Below are 20,019 nucleotides of genomic sequence, written 5' to 3'. Positions count from 1 at the left end.
GGAGGTCGGTAAGACAGCCGCTCTTTCGAAGTACTCTCTTGAGCGGAAAAGCAACGACTGCTGGATCATACGTTTGGACGGACAAGAACCAATTTTCGCCCACACGGCGGACGCCGCGCGCTGGCTGAGCGGACGAGGGGCAGGGAGGCTAAATGGCATATCTCGCACTGACGCCACCTGCGAAGTCCCACGCTGGCCTCCAATCCTCGCCGCATCCGTTTCGACAAACGATAAAAATTACTCATCATAAGGAGACCGCATCATGACTTCTGTCGTTCTTTTCGACGTTCCTCCTGCCCCGACGGTCGCGGTCGCAGGGCTGCAAACGCGATTTCCCGTGAACAGAATTTTCTGCGTCGGCCGAAATTATGTCGAGCACGCCAAGGAGATGGGCGTGGAAGTCGATCGCGAGACGCCGTTTTATTTCCTAAAATCGCCGCATTCCGTCGTCGAGAGCGGAGCGCAAATAGCCTACCCGCCTGGAACCTCGAACTATCACTACGAAATGGAATTCGTTGTCGCCATTGGAAGCCCCGCCTATAAGGTGTCAGTGGAGGACGCGCTTGGCCATGTATATGGCTATGCAACCGGGCTAGACATGACCAGACGAGACCTTCAGCTCGACGCGCGAGCTAAAGGTCGTCCTTGGGATCTCGGCAAAGACTTCGAGCAATCGGCTGTGATATCGACAGTTGTGCGGCAGGAGGAATTTGGCGCCATCGCTGATCAACGAATCTGGCTCGAAGTGGACGGAAAAACATTTCAGGATGCTCAACTGTCCGACCTGGTCTGGCGCGTTCCAGAGCTTATCAGCCATCTGTCGGGATTTTACCACCTTCAGCCTGGCGACCTCATTTTCACCGGCACGCCTGCAGGGGTCGGGGCTGTTGTACCGGGGAATGAAATCCGCGGCGGCATTGACGGCTTGCCTGGTATCGAATTGCACATCGGGCAAGAATCGTGATGAAGTTTTTCGGTTATTTCCGCAGTTCGTCTGCCTACCGTTGCCGCATCGCGTTCAATCTGAAAGGGATCAATCCAGACTTCGTTTCGGTTCATCTCAGGCGCGACGGTGGCCAGCAAAAGAGATCCGAGTATCGTGCCGTCAATCCTCAGGCCCTTGTGCCAACGCTTGAAGACGGCTCTTTCATACTGACGCAATCTTTGGCGATCATTGAATGGCTGGACGAAACCCACCCTGCCCCTCCCCTATTGCCGGCTGATACAAACCAACGTGCTTGGGTGCGCGCATTCGCACAAGCAATCGCATGCGACATTCATCCTCTCCAGAACCTCCGAGTTTTAGATTATTTAAAAACAGATCTCGGCCACGACCAGAAAGCCGCTGACGAGTGGTGCCGACGGTGGATATCAGAGGGGCTGGCAGCATGTGAGTTGCTCCTGCAGAATCGTCCATTTGGTGGCCCTTATGTTTCGGGCGAGGCCCCGGGCCTCGCCGATTTGTGCCTGATCCCGCAGTTATTCTCCGCTGATAGATTTGGCGTAGAAACGACGGCGTTTCGCCAGCTCAAGGCGATCCGTGAACTTTGTGAGACCCATGACGCCTTTGCGCTCGCACACCCATCAAAGCAACCGGATGCCGAAATCTGATTGATGATTGACCCAGAAATCTAGTCTCGGCCGGCGGCATGTCGGCCACTGACCAAGATGGCGTGGAGGGCTCGCCGTATGCCCACAGCAGCAGGAGCCGCCGAATGGCCTCGATTTGTGGAATGCTGCGTTTCTCGTTTTCGGTCTTCAAGTGGAGCCTCTGCAAGCTCATTTTCAATGCGACGAAAGGAAGGTCTTTCGCATTTGAAAAGGAGAACAAGAATGTCCCGCATCCCCACACCGGCTACAATCGACGATGCACCAGAAGAATCCCGGCCGATCCTCGAGACCCTTAAGAAGCAGATTGGATCGGTGCCGAACATTTTTCGGCTGGTCTCGAATAGTCCTGCCGCGCTCAACGGACTAACGTCTCTACAAGGTGCACTGGCAAAAGGAAAACTCGCTCCAGCCACCCGCGAACGTATTGCGCTCGCGATGGCGGAAGCAAACGGCTGCGACTACTGCCTATCCGCTCATACGTTTACTGGCACCAAGTTCGCCAAGCTCGACGCCGACGAGATTTTTGCGAACCGCCGGGGCACATCGAATGATCCGAAGGCCGCTGCTGCTGTAGAATTCGCGCGTGTTCTAACGACCACCAGAGGCGCCATCGGCCCAGAGGAAATCGCCAAGGTCCGATCGGCCGGCTACGCTGACGCCGAGATCGTAGAGATCATCGCTCACGTCGCTCTCAACACCTTCACAAATTACGTCAACGAGGCGCTAGAGACTGAGATCGACTTCCCGCGCATCGACAAGGCTGCGGCTTAAAATCGTTAACGCTGCTGCTTAGTACCCATTTGAGGAGCTATCCAATGTCACGACCACCGCTTCCACCGTTCACCAGAGAGACTGCTATTGAGAAAGTACGCCTCGCAGAGGATGGCTGGAATAGTCGCGATGCTGCCAAGGTCGCCTTAGCCTATACCTTGGATACGCGCTGGCGAAATCGCGCCGAATTCGCCAAGAATCGGGCTGAAGCCGAAGCGTTCTTGACACGTAAGTGGAATAAGGAACTCGAATACCGACTTATAAAAGAGCTTTGGGCGTTTACTGACAATCGGATTGCCGTCCGCTACGCCTACGAATACCACGACGGCAGTGGCCAATGGTTCCGCGCCTATGGAAACGAAAATTGGGAGTTTGCTGAAGATGGGCTCATGCGGGAAAGGCATGCGAGCATCAACGAGCATCCCATCAGTGAAGCTGATCGGAAGTTTCGTTGGCCGCTGGGCCGTAGACCTGATGATCACCCCGGCTTGAGCGACTTTGGTTTCTGAAGCCGAAATAGCTCCGCACCTGCCTTGAACGCGCCGGTCCCTAAGGATCGACGCGTTTTGCGCGTTACCGTAGCTGGAAGACGAGAATCAGCGCTTGATATATTTCCAGGGCTGAAGGATTCCGTCGATAGTTCTCACTCTCGCGTCTTACGCTCTTCATGAGGCAGACCTCTGTAGAATGCAACCGGCGACCGTCCATTAACGGCATCAACTGTTCCGATATGAGGAATTAACAGTCTGGCAGGTGGAGTATATGTTGAATTCAGCCGACGACACAATCGCAGTCCGGGGCTAGTTCGTTTCCTTGTTGTGCGGCGAGAATTAGACAGTGTCTGTTCGAATCCAATGCAACCGACGAGTGATTCTGACCGTTCTACGTCGCAGGTTGATAAGCAACTACTAACCAAGGGGCAACCATTGTCACTCGCACTCAATGACACAGAAACTGACGCACGCTACACCGGCCTCTTTACTTGGGATCTGAAAGCAGACGCTGTCTATGCTGATGAGATCATGGCAGTTCTCTTTGGCATGGATCCTGAAAAGGCAAAGAGGGGACAGCCGATCATCGAGTATCTTCACAAAATTGTTCCGGCGGAAAAGTCCGGTCTCAAAGACGCGATTGACGACGCGATCCTGTCTGGGGATCGTTACTCCCATAAGTACAAAGTCCTGACTCATGACGGAGATCACGTAGAAGTAACGACTATCGGACAGTGTTTCCGAGATGCTTCAGGCACCCCGTCGGTCTACGCCGGCGTTATGTATCTCGGTTGGCATGATGATCTTTCGGCCGGGCCGGCCTTCTGGCATTGCCTGCGGGCATTGAGCCTCGCTCAAGCTAACAGGCGCCTCGATATAGTGAAGAATATAGAAAAGGCTTTGAAGCTGCTTCGTAAGAAGCTAACCGGGAACTTCGACTTGGCATCGCCTGGGTTGGTGTTTACCGGAAACCGGTGAAGTTCTTCGACACTACGGCCTCGTCTGCGCGGGCATAGAGCTCGCTCAAGTCGAGATCACGCTTGCTGGCGATGCGTTTACCTTTACACTCGATCATTCGAGGTGACGGATGCGATAGGAGTGGCCGGTAAGAAGCGTCCCTGCGCCAGCAGCAGGATCGATCCAACGCAAATGGCGATAAGACCTGCATTTGTTATAACGAACAACACGACCGACAGGCCCTCGAAGATTACGTCCTTGCCTGCGCTCGCGATCCTGATCCCGGCCGTCGAAATCGATGTCAGACCAAACGTAAAAGCCCAATATGACGCCGAGAATGGTTGCCTGAGAATCCAAGGCAGGAGGCGCAATATGATCGCAAGTTGCAATATGGCGTAACCCAGAAGCGCGTGCACGAACACATCTGGTTCGCTGTCAATGACGCTCAAATAGGCGACGCTCCCCACTGCAGGCGGTGCAAGTTGGATGCCGAGGGTTGGTCGCAATGCTGCGGTCATTTCGGGCAGGGTATAGAAACGATGCAGAAGGACCGATTCGATGGCGAGCCAAGAAAAGAAACCTGCCCCAAACGCCAGTTGCCCTGCTTCACGTGAACCCAGCGTGCCCAAAACGATCGCAGTGACAAATGAGCCTGCGACCGTTGGCAAATACAAAACAGCCGTAGATGCGGAGGGGTCTCTGGCACCTTGCCAGAGTCGACCGGTTCGCCATAGCGCGAAGAGAAAGGTGAACACGAAGCCAGTAACGAACAGCACCTCCGTCAAGAGCAGAGAATACGGAAGGAGGGCCAGACCAGCGAGCATCGTTGCAACTCCCGCCAATCCCACGTAGCAACATTGAACTGCATGCTCCGCCTCGGCGAGCGCCGCCGCGGGTGCTAGAACCCATTTGAGCCCATAGAGCACGGTGATGATCAACCACACCGCCACGCCAGACAGACTGAGGAGTTCGCCCGACAAGGAGGGCAACATCCATGCTTCCGACGCCGTCCGCCATGAACTCCCGAACCCGACCAGGCCTAGCACGATACCAAAGAATGACGCTGGCACCCTCGCCAGCCAGTCAGAAGCGGAACGGCGTCTTTTGCTCTCAACCATATCGTAGTTCCAGAATTGCATGAGGATGGGGTGAGCATCAAATTCCCCGGCTGGCTTGGTGGGGACCGAAGCTCCAAGGAGGGACGTGCAACTCAGCGGCGCGGCCATAGACCGCACCGCTGTGCTTACTTTACTTTTTTGCGGACAACTTTCGGTCCAGAAAGTTATGGATGAGCGGCGCCATCTCATCCAGCTTGTCCTCAAGCGCAAAGTGGCCCGTATCGAGAATGTGGATTTCAGCATCAGGCAGATCACGAAGATATGGATGTGCGCCCTCCTCCGGAAAGATCTTATCGTTTTTACCCCAAACGATCAGGGTCGGCGGCTTGCGATCGCGGAAAAACTGCTGGAACTTCGGATAGAGCGGCACGTTCGTTCCGTAGTCATGAAACAAATCAAGCTGGATGTCTTTATTTCCGGGGCGGTCAAGGAGAGCCTGGTCGTGGACCCAGTTATCAGGGCTGATCCGAGTCAAATCTTTTACGCCATCGGTATACTGGAATTTGGTGGTTTCGAGTGTGACCAATCCAGAAAGTGCCTCTCGGCTTTCGTTTGAACCATCTGCCCAATACTTTTTAATTGGGTCCCAGAACTCGCGCAGACCTTCCTCGTATGCATTCCCATTTTGTACGATAAGGCCGGTCACCCGTTCCGGATGCTTTAGAGCGAGCCGATATCCGACGGGTGCTCCGTAGTCCATGACATACATCGCATATTGCTTGGCGTCGATTTTACCAAGAAGCCCGTCAATGAGGTCCGCGTAATGTCCGAACGTGTAAGCGAACTTTGTATGATCTGGAGCGTCGCTTTGGCCGAAGCCCGGGTAATCGGGAGCGATTACACGATAGCGGTCCGCAAGTTGCGGGATTAGATTTCGAAACATGTGCGAAGACGTGGGGAAGCCGTGAAGGAGAAGCACAACCGGCCCGTCTTTCGGACCTGCCTCCCGGTAGAAAACATTTACTCCGTCCACTTCCACCGTCCGGTAGTGCACCACGACAGGAGCGTGTTGCGTAGCTGTGACGGCCTTTGCCGGTTGAGATGACGCGGCTTGAGAAAGCGAGGCAAAGCTCACGCTTGCCAACATCATGACTGCCAATATGCGCTTCATTTAAGTTCTCCCCAGGTTGACTGGCAGCGATGTGCTGACCTGATGAAGAAAATAACGGTTCGTGACGCGGCGATAATCGGCAGAATGTGGAAGGATTTATTTCAAATTGTGAAACGGTGGCGCCGCTGAGAGAACCAGGTCGGGCGCTCACAACAATAGCGTAGCAACGCCACTTGCTGGACGCCTTGGACCTGCTTTCGGAACATTCACCTTGCAAAATGTACGAGATCGCGAGCCGCAGCGCATTCGAAGTCACTCGATGCTCAACGGATGCGGTCTCTCCAAGCTGCTGGAGACACACCAAACTTCGCCTTGAAGACACGCGAAAAATGGCCTTGGTCCGCGAAGCTGCATTCTAAGGCTATCTGAGCGAGCGGTATTCCTTGACGCAACATGTCCTGAGCTTTGCGGACGCGATAATCAAGGAGCCATTGGTAAGGTGTTAATCCCGTAGAGCGCTTGAAAGCTCGAATAAAATACCCGACAGAAAGGCCGCAAAGGGATGCGATCTCGTCTATGACGACCTCCTTGTCTACGCAGCTGACGAAATACTGCGTCGCAAGATCCACGTGTTTGGCAGACAATCCACCTTTTCGTTCAGTCAGAGGAATGCCTCCGTATCGACACGCCACATGGGCTTTCACTGCTTCGGCAAGATGGTCTATCAGGAGCTTCCTGTGTGGTGAATTATTGGACACCAGCGGAACGAAGGTTTCCGCTAAGCCTTTGAGAATAGGATCGACAGGCCCATCTTCTATTCGCAACAGTGCAAATGGAACCCGACCTTGTTCGAGCGCAAAATCCCTCAATCCAGCGCTCGAGATGTTGAACCTCACATTGTCAAAGGCAGACTCCGGTCTACACGACCAATTTTCTTCGACGTCCATTATCGCCATGCTTCCGGATGCGTGCCCACCATGGAAGACCAGCCGTCCTGAGCGCCAAACACTGTGCCTTACGTAATCAATCCTTTGAACAACAACGCTAAACCCATCGAAGTTCGTAACCGGTTTCGTTTCGTTGTCACTGGCGTCCTGGTTGCCCGCCACGTGCACGACATCCATGCCATTAGCTTTAAGCGAATTTCTCTTCATTGATTAGAACACCCCAACCCTGTTCCCACTCTGGCGTTCAACGATCATCATGTGAAGAACCTCCAAATTGACTTGCAGGAGAACAAGGGGATGGGACGAAAGCGAAACCAACCTGTGGCGCTACATCCTCCGATTATCTCCCCCGGTCCCCTGATCAAACCTTAACACCCGACCACATAACACCAAAAAAATCAGTTCTTAAATCTCGTGGACACATTGGTCTGGTCGGACGTCTGCCATCGGGGGGTGGACAACATTCTCCAAAATCGGTTGTTTATCTTCAAGACCAAATCTCTCTTCTGGCTAAGGTAAGGTGCAAATTTCCTATTGGCGGCTAAATCGAGAAAAATATGGATCAGCAAGATAGCCCCGAGGAGATACGCGAGCTCATTGCTTCTTCCAGATCGCCGATCGGGCTGGTTATCGGAAACGTCTTTGGCTTAGCTGCTGCACCGACACGCCATACTGTCACGATAAAATCGTCCGCCATCACCCTCACGCATCTCGAGGTGGTTCACGCACTGCGCGAACTAACGACCCCGCTGCCCACAGAAAAAGCACTCCTTCTTTCGTTGTGGCTCACTCCTATGACTGGCCACGAACAATGGAAATGGGGTCATTTCGTCAATTCAGATGACTATCCTGCAGGCTCGATGAACCTGGTCCACCTCGAAGAGGAGACGCAAGGCCTATTCACCAACCCATTTTCCTCCATACAGATTCATTTACCCGAGATGGCCCTTCGTGAGCTATCTAACGATGACCGCGTCCCGGAATTTCCATCTCTTCTTGAAAAAAACTCACACGCCGACCCATTCGTGGAACTTCTTGGCCAGGCTCTCCTGTCAGCTCTTGCGAATAATGATGGCGTCGAAAGTCTGTTGTTTGACCATCTGATTCTAGCGCTCCACAGTCACCTTGTAGAGCGCTACTCCTCTGCGCCACGGCCTGGCGTGAAGTTCCGTCGCCTGAGTATGAGACAGGAGCGTCTCGCAAAGGATTTGCTAACAGCAGATCTGACTGTCGAGCCTTCTCTAGCTGATATAGCAGCACGTCTGGACATGCCTGTCTCTGTCTTTGGCAACGCGTTTAAAACGACAACTGGAAACCCGCCCTTTAGGTGGCTACGAGCGTACAGGGTAAAAGCAGCCAAGCGTCTTCTGAAAGAAACGGCGCTTTCTCTCGCCGAGATAGCTTACTCCTGCGGATTTTCCGATCAAAGCCATTTCACCCGCGTCTTCACAAAGTCGACGGGTGTGACCCCTGGCCAATGGCGTAGAGGCTCTTGAGAAGGGCTTCGTTGATTGCGGCCAGTCTCCTCCTGCCACCAAAGCACTGATTACCGACGTGTGGCCGAGCAGGAAATTGTTACGCAAAGCGGAATAAAGACTTACGCGCTTTGCCAATTATCGAATGCGCTCCGGGAGGTATGGTTTGGACATCGTCTGAACCAAGGAGGACCTCGCCGTGAACTTCGTAGCCAATTCACAACCTGTTAATCGCCGATCTCTTCTCACGGGCGCGCTCGCGACCTTCGCCGTTGCGCCTTTTCTGACATCCAATTCGCTGGCGAAATCTGGGACGATCGTGGACTCGCTCAGGGAAGCGGCAGCCCATGCCGACATCACCACGTATCCGACCCGTGGAAATATTGCTGTGCTGGAAGGCTCCGGCGGCAATATTGCCGTCTTGACCGGCCAACAGGGTAATGTTCTCGTAGACGCCGGTATCACCGCAACGCGTGCTCGGATCGAACAGGCCCTTTCCAAGCTGGGCGACCAGCCCGTTACGCATCTTATCAACACGCATTGGCACTTCGATCATACAGATGGAAACGAGTGGCTGCACTCGGTAGGCGCGGCAATCATTGCCCATGAGAACACCCGCCGTCACCTGCTTGAGGCCCAGCGGGTCGATGATTGGAACTTCGATTTTCCGCCTTCTCCCTCCGGCGCAATCCCAGCGACCCTGATCACGAGTGGCAAGGTCCTGGAGCTCGAAGGCACGAAGATTGCCATCACAGCCTATCAGCCTGCCCACACAGACAGCGACATCTCCGTTTATTTTGAGGAAGCAAATGTCATTCACGTCGGGGATATCTTCTGGAACGGCCTTTACCCGTTCATCGATTATTCGACTGGCGGGAGCATAGACGGAACGATCGCAGCTTCAGCAAAGGTCATCGCTGCAGTGGATGCGGATACCGTCATCATTCCAGGCCACGGCAAGCCGCTTGGGTCGCTGGACGAGCTGAAGCATTATCACGAGATGCTGGCCACCATCCGGGACAATGTCGCAAGGCTGAAATCAGCCGGCCGCTCTGTCGAGGAGGCGGTCGCAGCCAACCCGACCGAGGCTTTTGACGAGCAATGGGGCAAGGCGATCATCAGCCCCGCCTTCTTCACCCGCCTCGTCTACAAGGGCGTCTAAAACCGAGCACGCTTCGATCACTTTCTCATCTTCGAAGCAAGTGAACGCCACGCCATCAGCATGAGGACGAACATGAGTAAAGATCACGGATTTGACGTCTCGCGGCGAGACGTCTTGCTCGGAGGCTCAGCACTGCTACTGGCCTCTGGAATCCCAGCCTTCGCTGCAACAGGCAACGTACCAGTCACCCGAGAAGGAGAAACGGCAATGACAGAAGCATTCATCACCACCAAAGACGGGGTAAACATCTTTTACAAAGATTGGGGTCCGAAAGACGCCCAACCGATCGTGTTCCATCATGGCTGGCCGCTGTCGTCCGACGACTGGGACAACCAGATGCTGTTCTTCCTCTCTAAGGGCTACCGGGTGATCGCTCATGACAGACGTGGGCACGGTCGTTCACAGCAGGTGAGCGATGGTCATGACATGGACCACTATGCCGCCGACGCCTCGGCAGTCTACGAGCATCTAGACATCAAGAATGCTGTTCACATCGGGCACTCGACGGGCGGCGGCGAGACAGCTCGCTATGTCGCCGACTTCGGTGAACCGCAAGGCCGCGTGGCGAAGGCTATTCTCGTTAGTGCAATTCCACCGCTGATGTTGAAAACACCATCTAACCCCGATGGAACACCTATTGAAGCCTTTGATGGCCTACGAAAGGCATTGGCCGACAATCGGGCCCAGTTTTATCTCGATCTTCCGTCGGGGCCCTTCTTCGGCTTCAACCGACCAGGCGCCAAAATCTCGCAGGGCCTGATCCAGAACTGGTGGCGGCAGGGCATGATTGGGAGCGCCAAGGCCCATTATGAGGGGATAAAAGTGTTCTCGGAAACCGACCAGACTGAGGATCTGAAGAAGATTTCAGTGCCGACGCTCGTCCTGCACGGCGATGACGACCAGATTGTTCCCGTCAAGGCGTCCGCAGAACTTGCCGTGAAGTTGCTTAAGAACGGGACTTTGAAGGTCTATCCGGGCTATCCGCACGGTATGCTTGCTACCAACTCTGATGTCCTGAACGCGGACATGCTGGCATTCATCCAGAAATAAATCTTGTCGGCATGGGAGAGGTGGCCGCCGGCGCCTCTCTCTTTTCGACAATTCCGGGATTTGGCTCGTATTCCATGAGAGTGCAACGAAACATCGAATTCACGACGATCTTTCAATATCCTCGTTCCGCCGAATCTCGTGGATCAAGTCCACGAGCCGGCGGAGCTTCGCCGGGATATTTCGTCGGCCGGGATAGTAAAGGCATAAGCCCGGATAAGGCGGGGTCCAGTCACCAAGCACCTGCTCCAGCTTGCCGGCAGAAAGGTCATCTTCGACCTGCCACTCACTCAGATAGGCGAGCCCTGCCCCTTCACGTGCGGCCCGGAGCATAAGGTCGCTGTCGTCGAGCACGAGCTTACCGGGAACGTCAAGCGCAAAACTTTCCCCTCGCCGCTCGAACTCCCAGCGATAGATGGTTCCGCTTGCCATTCGGGCACGGATGCACAGGTGATTTTGGAGATCCGCCGGGACCTTAGGCTTTTCATGACGGCGGAAGTAATCAGACGACCCAACGATAGCGGGCCGGATACTATCACCGATCGGGACGACCACCATGTCGGGAGGAACGGCCTCTCGGATCCTGATCCCAGCGTCGAAGCCTTTGGCATTGACGTCGATCAGGGCGCCCTCCGTGACGATCTCCACCGCCATCTGCGGGTTCAGGCGCATGTACTCGAGGATCAGCGGCGTCAGGATCATCCTCGTCGCGCCCACCGAAGTGTTGATCCGCAAAGTGCCGGTTGCTTCCACCCGATGTTCATCGATGTGCTCGACGGCGCTTCGGATCGCCTCAAACGCCGGACCCACATTTGCCACGAACTGCTCTCCCGCAGCTGAAAGGACAACGCTACGTGTCGAGCGGTTGAATAGCCTGACACCCATACGGCTCTCTAACGTCGCGATCTGCTGGCTGAGCGACGAAGACGAGATTCCAAGTTCGCGCGCCGCTGCCCGGAAACCACCCAGAGAGGAAACGGCAAGTACAGCCTCCAGTTCAGCGAGCGAGCCGCGCAGCATTGTCCGTAATCTCCTGTCAGCCTGAGCGTTTTTGACCATCTTATCAGGACAGCTTGCAGATGCCAAATATCGCTCTACTGCGAATAGGAGTTTAAGATGCGCATCATCGACACAATTTACATCGACGGACGGTTCGTCACGCCAAATGGAACGGAGACCATCGATCTCCATAATCCCTCGACAGAGGAAAAAATCGGCACGGTTCGCCTCGGTGACGCCGAAGACGCTCATAAAGCTGTGGCCGCGGCAACGCGTGCATTTCCCGCCTTTTCGCGCACGGCGAAAGCTGAGCGCATAGACATGCTTAAGCAGTTGAACGCGGCTGTTCTTGCGCGGGTGCCAGACTTAACCGAAGCCATGGCACTTGAGTATGGGGCGCCGCAAGTCTTCACACGGTTTTCTGTCCCTCATGCCGCATCAAGCTTTGCCACTATGGCAACCGTCCTAGAAGACTATCAGTTCGAGCGGAAGATCGGCCGCGCTCGTGTCGTTATGCAACCCTCCGGCGTCGCCGCGGCCATCACGCCCTGGAACAGCAATATCGGCTTCATCACCTCGAAGCTGGCAACTGCCATCGCCGCTGGCACGACCATCGTCATCAAGCCGAGCGAGATGAGCGCTATCCAGACGCAGATCCTCATCGAGTGTCTTCATGAAGCGGGACTGCCGGAAGGCGTCTTCAACATCGTCAACGGGCTCGGGAACGTGGTCGGCGCCGAACTCAGCCGGCATCCTGATATTTCAAAGGTAACCTTCACGGGCTCGACCGCGGTTGGCAGGGAAATACTGCGAAGTGCTGCGGATAGCTTCAAGCGTGTCACGCTTGAGCTTGGCGGCAAGGGACCGAACATCATTCTCGACGACGCCGATCTTGAGGTGGTCATCCCTGCCGTTTTGAGGATGGGTTTTGTCAACAGTGGCCAGGCCTGCGTTGCAGGCACCCGCATTCTGGTTCCAAGCCATCGCCTCGACGAGGTTGTATCAAAGCTGAAGCAGGAGATAAACGCATTCAAGGTCGGCGAGCCAGATGATCCGGATGCGATGATCGGCCCGATGGTCAGCCAGAAACAGTATGACCGCGTCCAGTCCTACATTGAACTGGGATTGCAAGAGGGCGCCAGCCTGCTGGTGGGGGGGCCGGGTCGGCCTGAAGGGCTGCCTCGCGGATGGTTTACGAAGCCGACGATTTTCACGGACGTCAACAACCAGATGCGCATCGCGCGAGAGGAAATATTCGGACCAGTCCTGTCTGTGATTTCGTACCGCGATGATGACGAAGCCGTTTCGATCGCTAACGACACTCCTTATGGACTTCAAGCCTACCTGCATGGCAGCGACGTGGCACGCATGCAGGCGCTTGCGGATAGGCTCGACAGCGGACGCGTCGTCATCAACGGGGCACCCCACGAACCGCTTGCTCCTTTCGGAGGCTTCAAGCAGTCGGGCATCGGCCGCGAGTATGGAGTGTTCGGCCTTGAGGCATTTCTGGAGCCAAAGGCCATCATTTCGTGATCTTAGCCACGACGCGCGGAGCTTGGCATCGCGCGTCAACCCGCTCATAGTCGAACAAGGACCTTGCCGACAGCTTTGCCGCTCTCCTGCAATTCGTGTGCTTCGGTCACGGCGTCAAGAGGATATGTTTTCGCGATCTGCGGAGTGTATGCCGCAGAGGCAGCGCAGGCCGAAACCTCCTCGGCCGCCTGCCGTATAGCGGCTTCCGGCATCGTATAAACGTAGACGAAACGAAACGAGAACCCACCGAGCAAAGCTGGAAAGAATGGGATCGCTAACCTGCCTTGCGGCGACTCCGTCGAGTAGGCGGAGACGATACCGTCGCGGGCGAGACAGGCGATCGCCACGTCAATGTTGGCGGATATATCGACGTCGACGATACGGTCGACGCCATGGCCGCCGGTGGCTGATCGGACGGCCGCAGCGACGTCTTCCTCGCGCCTATTGACGATAAAATCGGCTCCGGCCTCTTGCGCGACCTCCGCCTGCTGCTCACGGCTCACTGTCGCGGCAACCCATGCCCCTGCCCATTTGGCAAGAAGGATTGCTGCGTTACCAACGGCGCCTGCACCTCCTTGGACAAGTACCCGTTTGCCGCGCAGGTCGCCGTCCGCAAACAGGCATCGATGTGCAGTCATTGCTGGAACGCCGAGCGAGGCCCCGATCTCAAACGACACGTTGTCGGAAAGCTTTGCGGCTTGAACGGACGGCACGACGACAAATTCCGCCGCGGTCCCGAACGCCCTACCCCATTGCGCCATGTAGATCCAGACCCGCTCGCCAATACGCGTATCGGGCACACCAGAACCGACGGCATCGATTATCCCCGCCCCGTCCTGATGCGGCACGATTCTGGGAAATGGCATAGCCTTGCCGCCAAATCCGGTTCTCGTCTTGATATCGGACGGATTGATACCGGAGACGACAATCCTCACGCGAACCTCTCCCGCGCCAGGCTGCGGATCAGGAAGTCCGCCCACGGTTAGCACATCTTTAGCCGATCCCTGCCGGTCGTAAAAAGCAGCTCGCATAACTCACCTTTCGAGTAACTTCCCTCAACTAGGTCCAAGACGGGCCCACTTGCAAGTAGGCAACAGTTTTGCCTATAGGTATAGAAAGTACACTATTGGAGCGCGTGATGACTGCTGGCCAGAAGTGCCCCGTCGAAACGACAGTTGATGTTACTGGCGGAAAATGGAAGCCGATGATCATTTATCGGCTTCTCACCGGTCCACGACGCTTTGGTGAGCTACGACGCTTGGTCGGCGACCCGAGCCAGCGCTCTCTGACAATGCAACTCCGCGAGCTGGAAGCCGACGGGATTGTGGCTCGCGAAGTGTTCGCCGAAGTCCCACCGCGTGTTGAATACTCGCTTACGCCTTTCGGGCAAACGCTCGCGCCAGTGTTGATGGCCATGCGCGACTGGGGTGCGGCGTTCCAGAAGCGTGATCGTTCGACATGAACTTACGCTCTCGTGCGTGGCGCTTCGCCAGAGATCGTCGAAAAACGCTCTACAAAAAAGTCGATCAGCACTCTCACTTTCCGCGACACGTGCGATCCTGGCGGCCGCACGATGTAAATTCCGACCTCAGGCAAGCTGTATTGTTCCATGATCGGAGTAAGCGTGCCAGCCTCGAGATAGCTTTGCGCGACCACGGCAGGTAGTGCCGCAATGCCCAGCCCAGCTGCGGTTCCTTCCGCGATACCCGCGGCGCTGTCAGCTTTGAACCTTCCTTGACCGCTGACGACCACCGTCCGGCTGCCGTCTGACACCTTCCAGCTTTCCGTGCCTTGGAGGATGGCTTGATGCTCGAGCAGATCTGACGGTTTTTGCGGAACGCCGTGCACGCGCAAATATTCCGGATTTGCGAACAGACCGACCGGAAATACTCCAATCTTGCGCGCAGTCAAACTCGAATCCTGCAGATAGCCGACCCGGATTCCACAATCAAAGCCGTCAGCGACAAGGTCGACGTATCTGTCGCTGTAATGTGCATGCAGCTGGAGCAGCGGATGCCGCCGGGCGAGTTCTGCGAGCGCAGGCGCGAAGTGTCCAGGACCGAAGGACGATGGAACAGCCACGCGAAGGCGTCCCCGTAGCTCTCCCGTCGGCAGCATTTCTTCGCGGGCGACATCCATCTCCAGGCACATACGGGCAGCATGTTCCCGAAAGGAGGCGCCTGCTTCAGTCAAAGACGCACCTCTTGTCGTGCGCGCGAGAAGCTGGACGCCGAGATCACTCTCGAGGCGCACAAGCCGCCGGCTGACGATCGACTTTGGCAGGCCGAGACGCTTGGCGGCAACTGTGATGCCACCACCGTCCGCCACTTCCACGAATGTCTGCATGTCCTCGAAGCTAATCATTTCTAGCGTTCCGTTTTTCGTTCTACAGAGTGGCCGATCATAGAGCTACCGCGCCACCAATCGCAACGCTAAATTCTAGTCATCGAGCGGATCGAAACAAACTTCACCAACCGCCGCTGACCAAAAAAGGAACACGACAATGCATAAGGACGTCTTTACCCCCGAGAATTCCGCCATGCTGCTGATCGACCACCAGATCGGCACAATGGCCTGGACGCACTCGCACGACATCAACCTAGTCAAGCAGAACGCGCTGAAGCTTGCTCGCATCGCCAAGGCCGCGAACATCCCGACGATCCTCACCTCTAGCATGGAAGACCAGATCCAGGGCCCCCTGCTCCCGGAATTGAAGGAGATTCTCCCAGAAGCCTTCGAAGCCCGCGTCAGGCGTCCTGGAATCGTCAATGCCATGCATCACGACGGTTTCAACCAGGCGGTCAAGGCGACCGGCCGTAAGAAGCTGTTCGTTGCCGGCGTGACGACTGAAATCTGTGTCACCTTTCCGGTCCTGCAGATGCTTGACGAAGGCTACGAAGTTCAGGTCTCGGCGGACGCCTCCGCCTCCTACACCAAGTACGGCGACGACATCGCCCTGCGCCGCATGGAAAAAGCCGGTGCAATCATCACCACCGTCGACCAGATCATCTCCGAGCTTGCCGTCGACTGGACGAGCCCACTCGGTCAGAAGCTGGTCGGGATCCTCAACTACCACTGAGAACCCACTGGTCGCCTCGGCGCGGGCAAGAGCCCGCGTCCGAACGAAAGGAGCATTCCATGATGACGACAATGATCAAGGTGCCTGCGGGGCAAACACGTGGCAACTTCGCCCATGGCTTCGGCGTCGAGATCCTGTATCCCGGACTGACGCTGACGCCGGACGATAGCGGTATTGGCCCGATAGGGAGAATTGATCGCGCCGAGGTTCAACCCGGTCATTTGATCGGCATGCACCCGCACAGGGACGACGAGATTCTGACCTATATTCGCGGCGGCGAGATGCTTCATCGCGATACGGTGGGAAACGAGAAAAAGCTCGGCACCACGCAGTTCATGATGATGAATGCCGGCCATACGTTTCAGCACGAGGAACTGATGCTTGGCGATCGCCCGATCAAGGCCCTGCAGATATTTCTGCGACCAAGCGTTTCTGATCTTGAGCCGAAGGTTCAATTCCATGATTTTACGGAAGAAAAAAGCGTCGATAGCTGGCGACTAATTGCCGGACCACGGACCGCGCCACTGATCGTTCGATCGGACGTCCGGGTTTTCGACGCGCGGCTGAGTGGCCATGTCCAGCTACGTCTCCCGGTTTCTGATAAAGGCCGGGACATGCTGCTTTACGTCTACAGCGGAAAGATCGCCTTTGAGGATGAGGTGTTCACGGAAGGTGAAAGCGTGTTCCTGACGAATAGCGATCGCCGGGTGCGTGCGTTGTCAGAGGCTGATGTCGTCCTCTTTACGTTCGATCCCGAGGCTGAGGTCTACCGCGGTGGCATGTTTAGTGGAAATCAGAAACGGCCATCTCAAGCACGCGTTTCCTAACCGCTTCGAAGCTCTCACACCCGTACTCCAAGTCATCGTTCCGCTTCTCGAAAGACTCCATGCCGCATTGTCGGGCTACCCGGCCTGCATCCTTGAACATAGCCTGGAGCCTTGAAACCGCGCAAAACTATCAGCGCCGCAAAGGTTAGACAAATGTCTCGCAGCACACCGACAGGCCCGGTTCTTGTCCCCGAGAAGCCTGAAACCCCGGCGCCGGCAGCCAGTCCGGCGCGTGACTACACAAAGATCGTGGTACCAGTCGCTGTAGTGGCTGCAGTGACTGCAATGGTAGCCTTAAGCTCTCAGCAATGGGACGTCTGGACTGCGGGTGCCGCGACGCAGACGACAGACAACGCCTATGTGCGCTCAGAAATGAGTAGGTTAAGTGCGCGGGTAAGCGGCAATGTCAGCGCAGTGAACGTGTCTGACTTCGCTTCCGTGAAGGCCGGCGATGTGGTCCTCCAGATCGACCCTTCAGACTATGAAGCAAAGCGCGATCAAGCTAGGGCGGCCCTTGAGGCAGCGCTCGCGCAATTGAAGAACCTTGCCAATCAGGAACAGCTTCAGCGGGCCGCAATTACGCAGGCAACCGCTCAGTTGGCGGTGACACAAGCGAATGCCGACCTTGCTCAGACAGAGGCCTATCGACAGGTCTCGCTCGCACAAAGTGGTGCTGGTGTTCAGCAAAAAAAAGAACAGGCGCTGGCGCAGGTACAGGTTTCGTCAGCTTCGGTGGCTGCGGCAACAGCTGCCGTTGCGTCGGCACAGGCACAGCTTTCGTTCATCGAGGGTCAAAAAGGGCAACTTGCTGCAAATATTGAGGGAGCCAAGGCGGCTCTGCAATCTGCTGAACTTTCGCTGTCCTACACGAAGATCACCGCCCCCTTCGATGGCGTTGTTGGCGAGCGGCAGGTCCATGTCGGCGATTACGTAACTACAGGGTCAAGCACGATATCCATCGTACCGCTACCATCGGTCTACCTGATCGCCAATTTCAAGGAAACGCAGCTCGGGTTGATGAAGGAGGGTCAGGTCGCCACGGTGAGTGTCGATACGCTGCCTGACGAAACTTTTGCGGCAAAGGTCAGCCGCCTTTCGCCCGCGTCCGGTTCTCAGTTTGCGCTTCTACCGCCAGACAATGCCACGGGCAACTTCACCAAGGTTGTGCAGCGCATTCCGGTCCGCATCGATTTCGAGCCATCGCCGGCACTTGCCAAACTGAGATCGGGCATGTCTGCGGTCGTCTCGGTAGCGGTCAAGCCTGAGTAGAGGTGGACAATCATGGCCAACATCGTATCTATGCCGGCTCATCCGACTTCCGTCGCCATGCATCGCCCCTTGCTGGCAGTGTTCGCGGTGCTGCTTGGGCCATTCATGGTTGGCTTTCACAGCCGCATGTTCGGGATAGGTCTCGTCGATCTGAAAGGCGCATTTGGCCTCAGTTACGACGAAGGCGCATGGCTGAGCACATTGGCGACAGCGCCTCAGATTATCCTGGCGCCTGCGGTCGCCTGGTTCGCCGCTGCCTATGGAATACGCCGCGTCATCGTCGGACCTGCACTTATCTACGCTTTCATATCAGCAATTATACCATTCGCCCGAGACTATCACTTCCTCATTGGACTTCACATCGTTCACGGCGCGTTGCTTGGCCTGTTTATCCCCGCAACGCTGATGATCATCTTTCAGACCCTGCCGTCAAAGTGGTGGATGTCGGCGATTGGCTTTTATGCCTTCCGCGCTGCGTTCACCACAAATTCGGGCCCCGGCCTTATTGATTTTTATGTTCAGCATCTGGGGTGGCAGCTGCTTTATTGGCAAGATGTCGTGCTCGCTCCTCTCATGGCTCTGCTCATCCTTAAGGGAACATCGAGCCGGGAGCCCAACCGTGAACTCATTCGCAGCGCCGACTGGGGAGGCATGATCCTCTTTGGCAGCGGATTGGCCATGCTTTTCGTCGCGGTTGACCAGGGTAACCGGTTAGACTGGTTTGAGAATGGAATCGTCGTATCAACGCTTCTTGGCGGCTTCGCCTTGATGATAGCATTTTTCCTGAACGAAGTGCTGGTCGCGCATCCATGGGCAAGCATAAGCGCGATCAGCGCGCGAAACGTCATCTTGCTGCTGGTGGTATCGCTCTTCTACCTGATGAGCGCCAGTTCCAATACCGCGTTGGTTCCGAACTTCCTCATTAATGTCATGCAGCTTCGGCCTGAGCAGGTGGGCTCCACACTCGTGATTTGGGCCTGTGCGCCCTTGATCGTCATGACCCCGGTGGCTGTCTGGGCAATGCATCGCATAGACGGCCGTTTGGTCCTGTTTGCTGGGCTGTGCTGCTTCGCGGGTGCAGCTCTCATTGGCACTGGTCTCACTTCCGACTGGAGTGGCGAAAACTTCAGGACCATGCTGGTGCTACAGGGGACAGGTCATATTCTCACGTTCCTGCCTGTCATTGCTGTTGCCATCGCCCATGGCGATCCCAAACGTGCAGTTGCAGTGGCTGCCTATATCCAGGTCATCCGCGTGCTGGGAACACAGACTGCGCAGGCCTTGATGACGACGTTCATTCGCAAGGGCGAGCAGTTCCATTCCTATGCCGTCGGCCTGAACTTGCAACGCGGATCGGAAATCTCGGCGGATGCGATCTCGGCCATTGCACGGGCCGTGGCGAGCTCGGGGCAAAGCCTCGCCGCGAGCCGAGCCACCGCAGTGGTTGCCCAACATGTTCAAAAGCAAGCGAACACTCTCGCCTATATCGATGCGTTTTGGCTGACATTCTACTGTGCGATGGCGGGGCTCATCCTTCTCGCTTTCGTCACGAAAGCACCCAAAGGTCCCTTATCGGCATGACCAGAGAGCCTAATCTGTAACCCGTGGTGACGAGTGCGGCTGGGAATGCCGTTCCTGCAAAATGGGTAGAAAGCCAGCGCTCAGACAGGGCCCGCATTGCA

20 protein-coding genes are annotated in these 20,019 nt (G+C 56.0%); 14 read left to right on the top strand and 6 right to left on the bottom strand.

Annotated features, from left to right (window positions below; all coding sequences use genetic code 11):
* The first annotated feature begins 262 nt into the window (after positions 1-262).
* From OCK01_RS21965 to OCK01_RS21945, 5 genes are all read left to right on the top strand, one after another.
* Positions 263-964 (top strand): fumarylacetoacetate hydrolase family protein, encoded by a 702-nt coding sequence (locus OCK01_RS21965; protein WP_263825816.1) that lies wholly within the window; start codon positions 263-265, stop codon positions 962-964.
* Complete coding sequence (gene maiA, locus OCK01_RS21960) at positions 964-1,611, top strand: maleylacetoacetate isomerase (RefSeq protein ID WP_263825824.1); 648 nt, start codon at positions 964-966, stop codon at positions 1,609-1,611. The genes OCK01_RS21965 and maiA overlap by 1 nt, the downstream gene beginning before the upstream one ends.
* A 222-nt stretch (positions 1,612-1,833) precedes the next feature.
* On the top strand, positions 1,834-2,382 hold the full coding sequence (locus tag OCK01_RS21955) for a carboxymuconolactone decarboxylase family protein (protein ID WP_263825815.1): 549 nt from the start codon (positions 1,834-1,836) through the stop codon (positions 2,380-2,382).
* Positions 2,383-2,426: 44 nt separating this feature from the next.
* A complete protein-coding gene (locus OCK01_RS21950; RefSeq protein WP_263825814.1) occupies positions 2,427-2,891 on the top strand; it encodes a DUF1348 family protein in 465 nt (154 codons plus the stop codon).
* 417 nt (positions 2,892-3,308) lie between these two features.
* Positions 3,309-3,851 (top strand): PAS domain-containing protein, encoded by a 543-nt coding sequence (locus OCK01_RS21945; RefSeq protein ID WP_263825813.1) that lies wholly within the window; start codon positions 3,309-3,311, stop codon positions 3,849-3,851.
* Positions 3,852-3,934: 83 nt separating this feature from the next.
* Here the strand turns inward: OCK01_RS21945 and tehA are convergent, their stop codons facing one another.
* The 3 genes from tehA to OCK01_RS21930 all read right to left on the bottom strand — a co-directional run bounded on the left by tehA (position 3,935) and on the right by OCK01_RS21930 (position 7,153).
* The gene (gene tehA, locus OCK01_RS21940) at positions 3,935-5,056 is read right to left on the bottom strand and encodes a dicarboxylate transporter/tellurite-resistance protein TehA (protein ID WP_318530254.1); all 1,122 of its coding nucleotides are present in this window, start codon (positions 5,054-5,056) and stop codon (positions 3,935-3,937) included.
* Positions 5,057-5,078: 22 nt separating this feature from the next.
* On the bottom strand, positions 5,079-6,059 hold the full coding sequence (locus tag OCK01_RS21935; RefSeq protein ID WP_263825812.1) for an alpha/beta fold hydrolase: 981 nt from the start codon (positions 6,057-6,059) through the stop codon (positions 5,079-5,081).
* Between the two features lie 263 nt (positions 6,060-6,322).
* Positions 6,323-7,153, bottom strand: a complete 831-nt coding sequence (locus tag OCK01_RS21930) for a helix-turn-helix domain-containing protein (RefSeq protein ID WP_263825811.1) — start codon at positions 7,151-7,153, stop codon at positions 6,323-6,325.
* A 350-nt stretch (positions 7,154-7,503) separates the two neighbouring features.
* Here OCK01_RS21930 and OCK01_RS21925 point away from each other — a divergent pair, with 350 nt between their 5' ends.
* The 3 genes from OCK01_RS21925 to OCK01_RS21915 all read left to right on the top strand — a co-directional run bounded on the left by OCK01_RS21925 (position 7,504) and on the right by OCK01_RS21915 (position 10,633).
* On the top strand, positions 7,504-8,442 hold the full coding sequence (locus tag OCK01_RS21925) for a helix-turn-helix domain-containing protein (protein WP_263825810.1): 939 nt from the start codon (positions 7,504-7,506) through the stop codon (positions 8,440-8,442).
* Between the two features lie 178 nt (positions 8,443-8,620).
* On the top strand, positions 8,621-9,583 hold the full coding sequence (locus OCK01_RS21920) for an MBL fold metallo-hydrolase (RefSeq protein ID WP_263825809.1): 963 nt from the start codon (positions 8,621-8,623) through the stop codon (positions 9,581-9,583).
* A 207-nt stretch (positions 9,584-9,790) separates the two neighbouring features.
* Positions 9,791-10,633, top strand: coding sequence for an alpha/beta hydrolase (locus OCK01_RS21915; protein ID WP_318530253.1), 843 nt, complete (start codon positions 9,791-9,793; stop codon positions 10,631-10,633).
* Positions 10,634-10,732: 99 nt separating this feature from the next.
* Here OCK01_RS21915 and OCK01_RS21910 read toward each other — a convergent pair whose 3' ends face one another.
* A complete protein-coding gene (locus OCK01_RS21910; RefSeq protein ID WP_263825807.1) occupies positions 10,733-11,650 on the bottom strand; it encodes a LysR family transcriptional regulator in 918 nt (305 codons plus the stop codon).
* A 96-nt stretch (positions 11,651-11,746) separates the two neighbouring features.
* On the opposite strand from OCK01_RS21910, the gene OCK01_RS21905 reads away from it, so the two are divergent.
* Positions 11,747-13,162, top strand: coding sequence for an aldehyde dehydrogenase family protein (locus OCK01_RS21905; RefSeq protein ID WP_263825806.1), 1,416 nt, complete (start codon positions 11,747-11,749; stop codon positions 13,160-13,162).
* A 44-nt stretch (positions 13,163-13,206) separates the two neighbouring features.
* On the opposite strand, the gene OCK01_RS21900 is transcribed toward OCK01_RS21905, so the two are convergent.
* A complete protein-coding gene (locus tag OCK01_RS21900) occupies positions 13,207-14,193 on the bottom strand; it encodes an NADPH:quinone reductase (RefSeq protein WP_412179054.1) in 987 nt (328 codons plus the stop codon).
* Between the two features lie 107 nt (positions 14,194-14,300).
* Here OCK01_RS21900 and OCK01_RS21895 point away from each other — a divergent pair, with 107 nt between their 5' ends.
* Positions 14,301-14,624, top strand: a complete 324-nt coding sequence (locus tag OCK01_RS21895) for a winged helix-turn-helix transcriptional regulator (RefSeq protein ID WP_263825804.1) — start codon at positions 14,301-14,303, stop codon at positions 14,622-14,624.
* Positions 14,625-14,626: 2 nt separating this feature from the next.
* Here OCK01_RS21895 and OCK01_RS21890 read toward each other — a convergent pair whose 3' ends face one another.
* The gene (locus tag OCK01_RS21890; protein ID WP_263825803.1) at positions 14,627-15,526 is read right to left on the bottom strand and encodes a LysR family transcriptional regulator; all 900 of its coding nucleotides are present in this window, start codon (positions 15,524-15,526) and stop codon (positions 14,627-14,629) included.
* A 139-nt stretch (positions 15,527-15,665) separates the two neighbouring features.
* Between OCK01_RS21890 and OCK01_RS21885 the strand changes: the two genes are divergently transcribed.
* From OCK01_RS21885 to OCK01_RS21870, 4 genes are all read left to right on the top strand, one after another.
* A complete protein-coding gene (locus OCK01_RS21885) occupies positions 15,666-16,241 on the top strand; it encodes an isochorismatase family protein (protein ID WP_263825802.1) in 576 nt (191 codons plus the stop codon).
* Between the two features lie 59 nt (positions 16,242-16,300).
* Positions 16,301-17,068: a pirin family protein gene (locus OCK01_RS21880; protein ID WP_263825801.1), complete on the top strand. Its 768-nt coding sequence runs from the start codon at positions 16,301-16,303 to the stop codon at positions 17,066-17,068.
* 153 nt (positions 17,069-17,221) lie between these two features.
* Positions 17,222-18,337: an HlyD family secretion protein gene (locus tag OCK01_RS21875; protein ID WP_263825800.1), complete on the top strand. Its 1,116-nt coding sequence runs from the start codon at positions 17,222-17,224 to the stop codon at positions 18,335-18,337.
* Positions 18,338-18,349: 12 nt separating this feature from the next.
* The gene (locus OCK01_RS21870) at positions 18,350-19,918 is read left to right on the top strand and encodes an MFS transporter (protein ID WP_263825799.1); all 1,569 of its coding nucleotides are present in this window, start codon (positions 18,350-18,352) and stop codon (positions 19,916-19,918) included.
* Positions 19,919-20,019: the final 101 nt, after the last annotated feature.

The sequence above is a fragment of the Rhizobium sp. TRM95796 genome, assembly GCF_025779995.1.
Classification (GTDB): Bacteria; Pseudomonadota; Alphaproteobacteria; order Rhizobiales; family Rhizobiaceae; genus Rhizobium_E.
Note: the sequence above shows the minus strand (reverse complement) of the source record. Positions and strands in the feature narration are given on the sequence as shown.

Excerpts from the sequence above, each read along its gene's own strand:
- OCK01_RS21965 (WP_263825816.1), top strand. The coding sequence starts at position 263 with ATGACTTCTGTCGTTCTTTTCGACGTTCCTCCTGCCCCGACGGTCGCG.
- maiA (WP_263825824.1), top strand. The coding sequence starts at position 964 with ATGAAGTTTTTCGGTTATTTCCGCAGTTCGTCTGCCTACCGTTGCCGC.
- OCK01_RS21955 (WP_263825815.1), top strand. The coding sequence starts at position 1,834 with ATGTCCCGCATCCCCACACCGGCTACAATCGACGATGCACCAGAAGAA.
- OCK01_RS21950 (WP_263825814.1), top strand. The coding sequence starts at position 2,427 with ATGTCACGACCACCGCTTCCACCGTTCACCAGAGAGACTGCTATTGAG.
- tehA (WP_318530254.1), bottom strand. The coding sequence starts at position 5,056 with ATGGCCGCGCCGCTGAGTTGCACGTCCCTCCTTGGAGCTTCGGTCCCC.
- OCK01_RS21935 (WP_263825812.1), bottom strand. The coding sequence starts at position 6,059 with ATGAAGCGCATATTGGCAGTCATGATGTTGGCAAGCGTGAGCTTTGCC.
- OCK01_RS21930 (WP_263825811.1), bottom strand. The coding sequence starts at position 7,153 with ATGAAGAGAAATTCGCTTAAAGCTAATGGCATGGATGTCGTGCACGTG.
- OCK01_RS21925 (WP_263825810.1), top strand. The coding sequence starts at position 7,504 with ATGGATCAGCAAGATAGCCCCGAGGAGATACGCGAGCTCATTGCTTCT.
- OCK01_RS21915 (WP_318530253.1), top strand. The coding sequence starts at position 9,791 with ATGACAGAAGCATTCATCACCACCAAAGACGGGGTAAACATCTTTTAC.
- OCK01_RS21910 (WP_263825807.1), bottom strand. The coding sequence starts at position 11,650 with ATGCTGCGCGGCTCGCTCGCTGAACTGGAGGCTGTACTTGCCGTTTCC.
- OCK01_RS21905 (WP_263825806.1), top strand. The coding sequence starts at position 11,747 with ATGCGCATCATCGACACAATTTACATCGACGGACGGTTCGTCACGCCA.
- OCK01_RS21900 (WP_412179054.1), bottom strand. The coding sequence starts at position 14,193 with ATGCGAGCTGCTTTTTACGACCGGCAGGGATCGGCTAAAGATGTGCTA.
- OCK01_RS21895 (WP_263825804.1), top strand. The coding sequence starts at position 14,301 with ATGACTGCTGGCCAGAAGTGCCCCGTCGAAACGACAGTTGATGTTACT.
- OCK01_RS21890 (WP_263825803.1), bottom strand. The coding sequence starts at position 15,526 with ATGATTAGCTTCGAGGACATGCAGACATTCGTGGAAGTGGCGGACGGT.
- OCK01_RS21885 (WP_263825802.1), top strand. The coding sequence starts at position 15,666 with ATGCATAAGGACGTCTTTACCCCCGAGAATTCCGCCATGCTGCTGATC.
- OCK01_RS21880 (WP_263825801.1), top strand. The coding sequence starts at position 16,301 with ATGATGACGACAATGATCAAGGTGCCTGCGGGGCAAACACGTGGCAAC.
- OCK01_RS21875 (WP_263825800.1), top strand. The coding sequence starts at position 17,222 with ATGTCTCGCAGCACACCGACAGGCCCGGTTCTTGTCCCCGAGAAGCCT.
- OCK01_RS21870 (WP_263825799.1), top strand. The coding sequence starts at position 18,350 with ATGGCCAACATCGTATCTATGCCGGCTCATCCGACTTCCGTCGCCATG.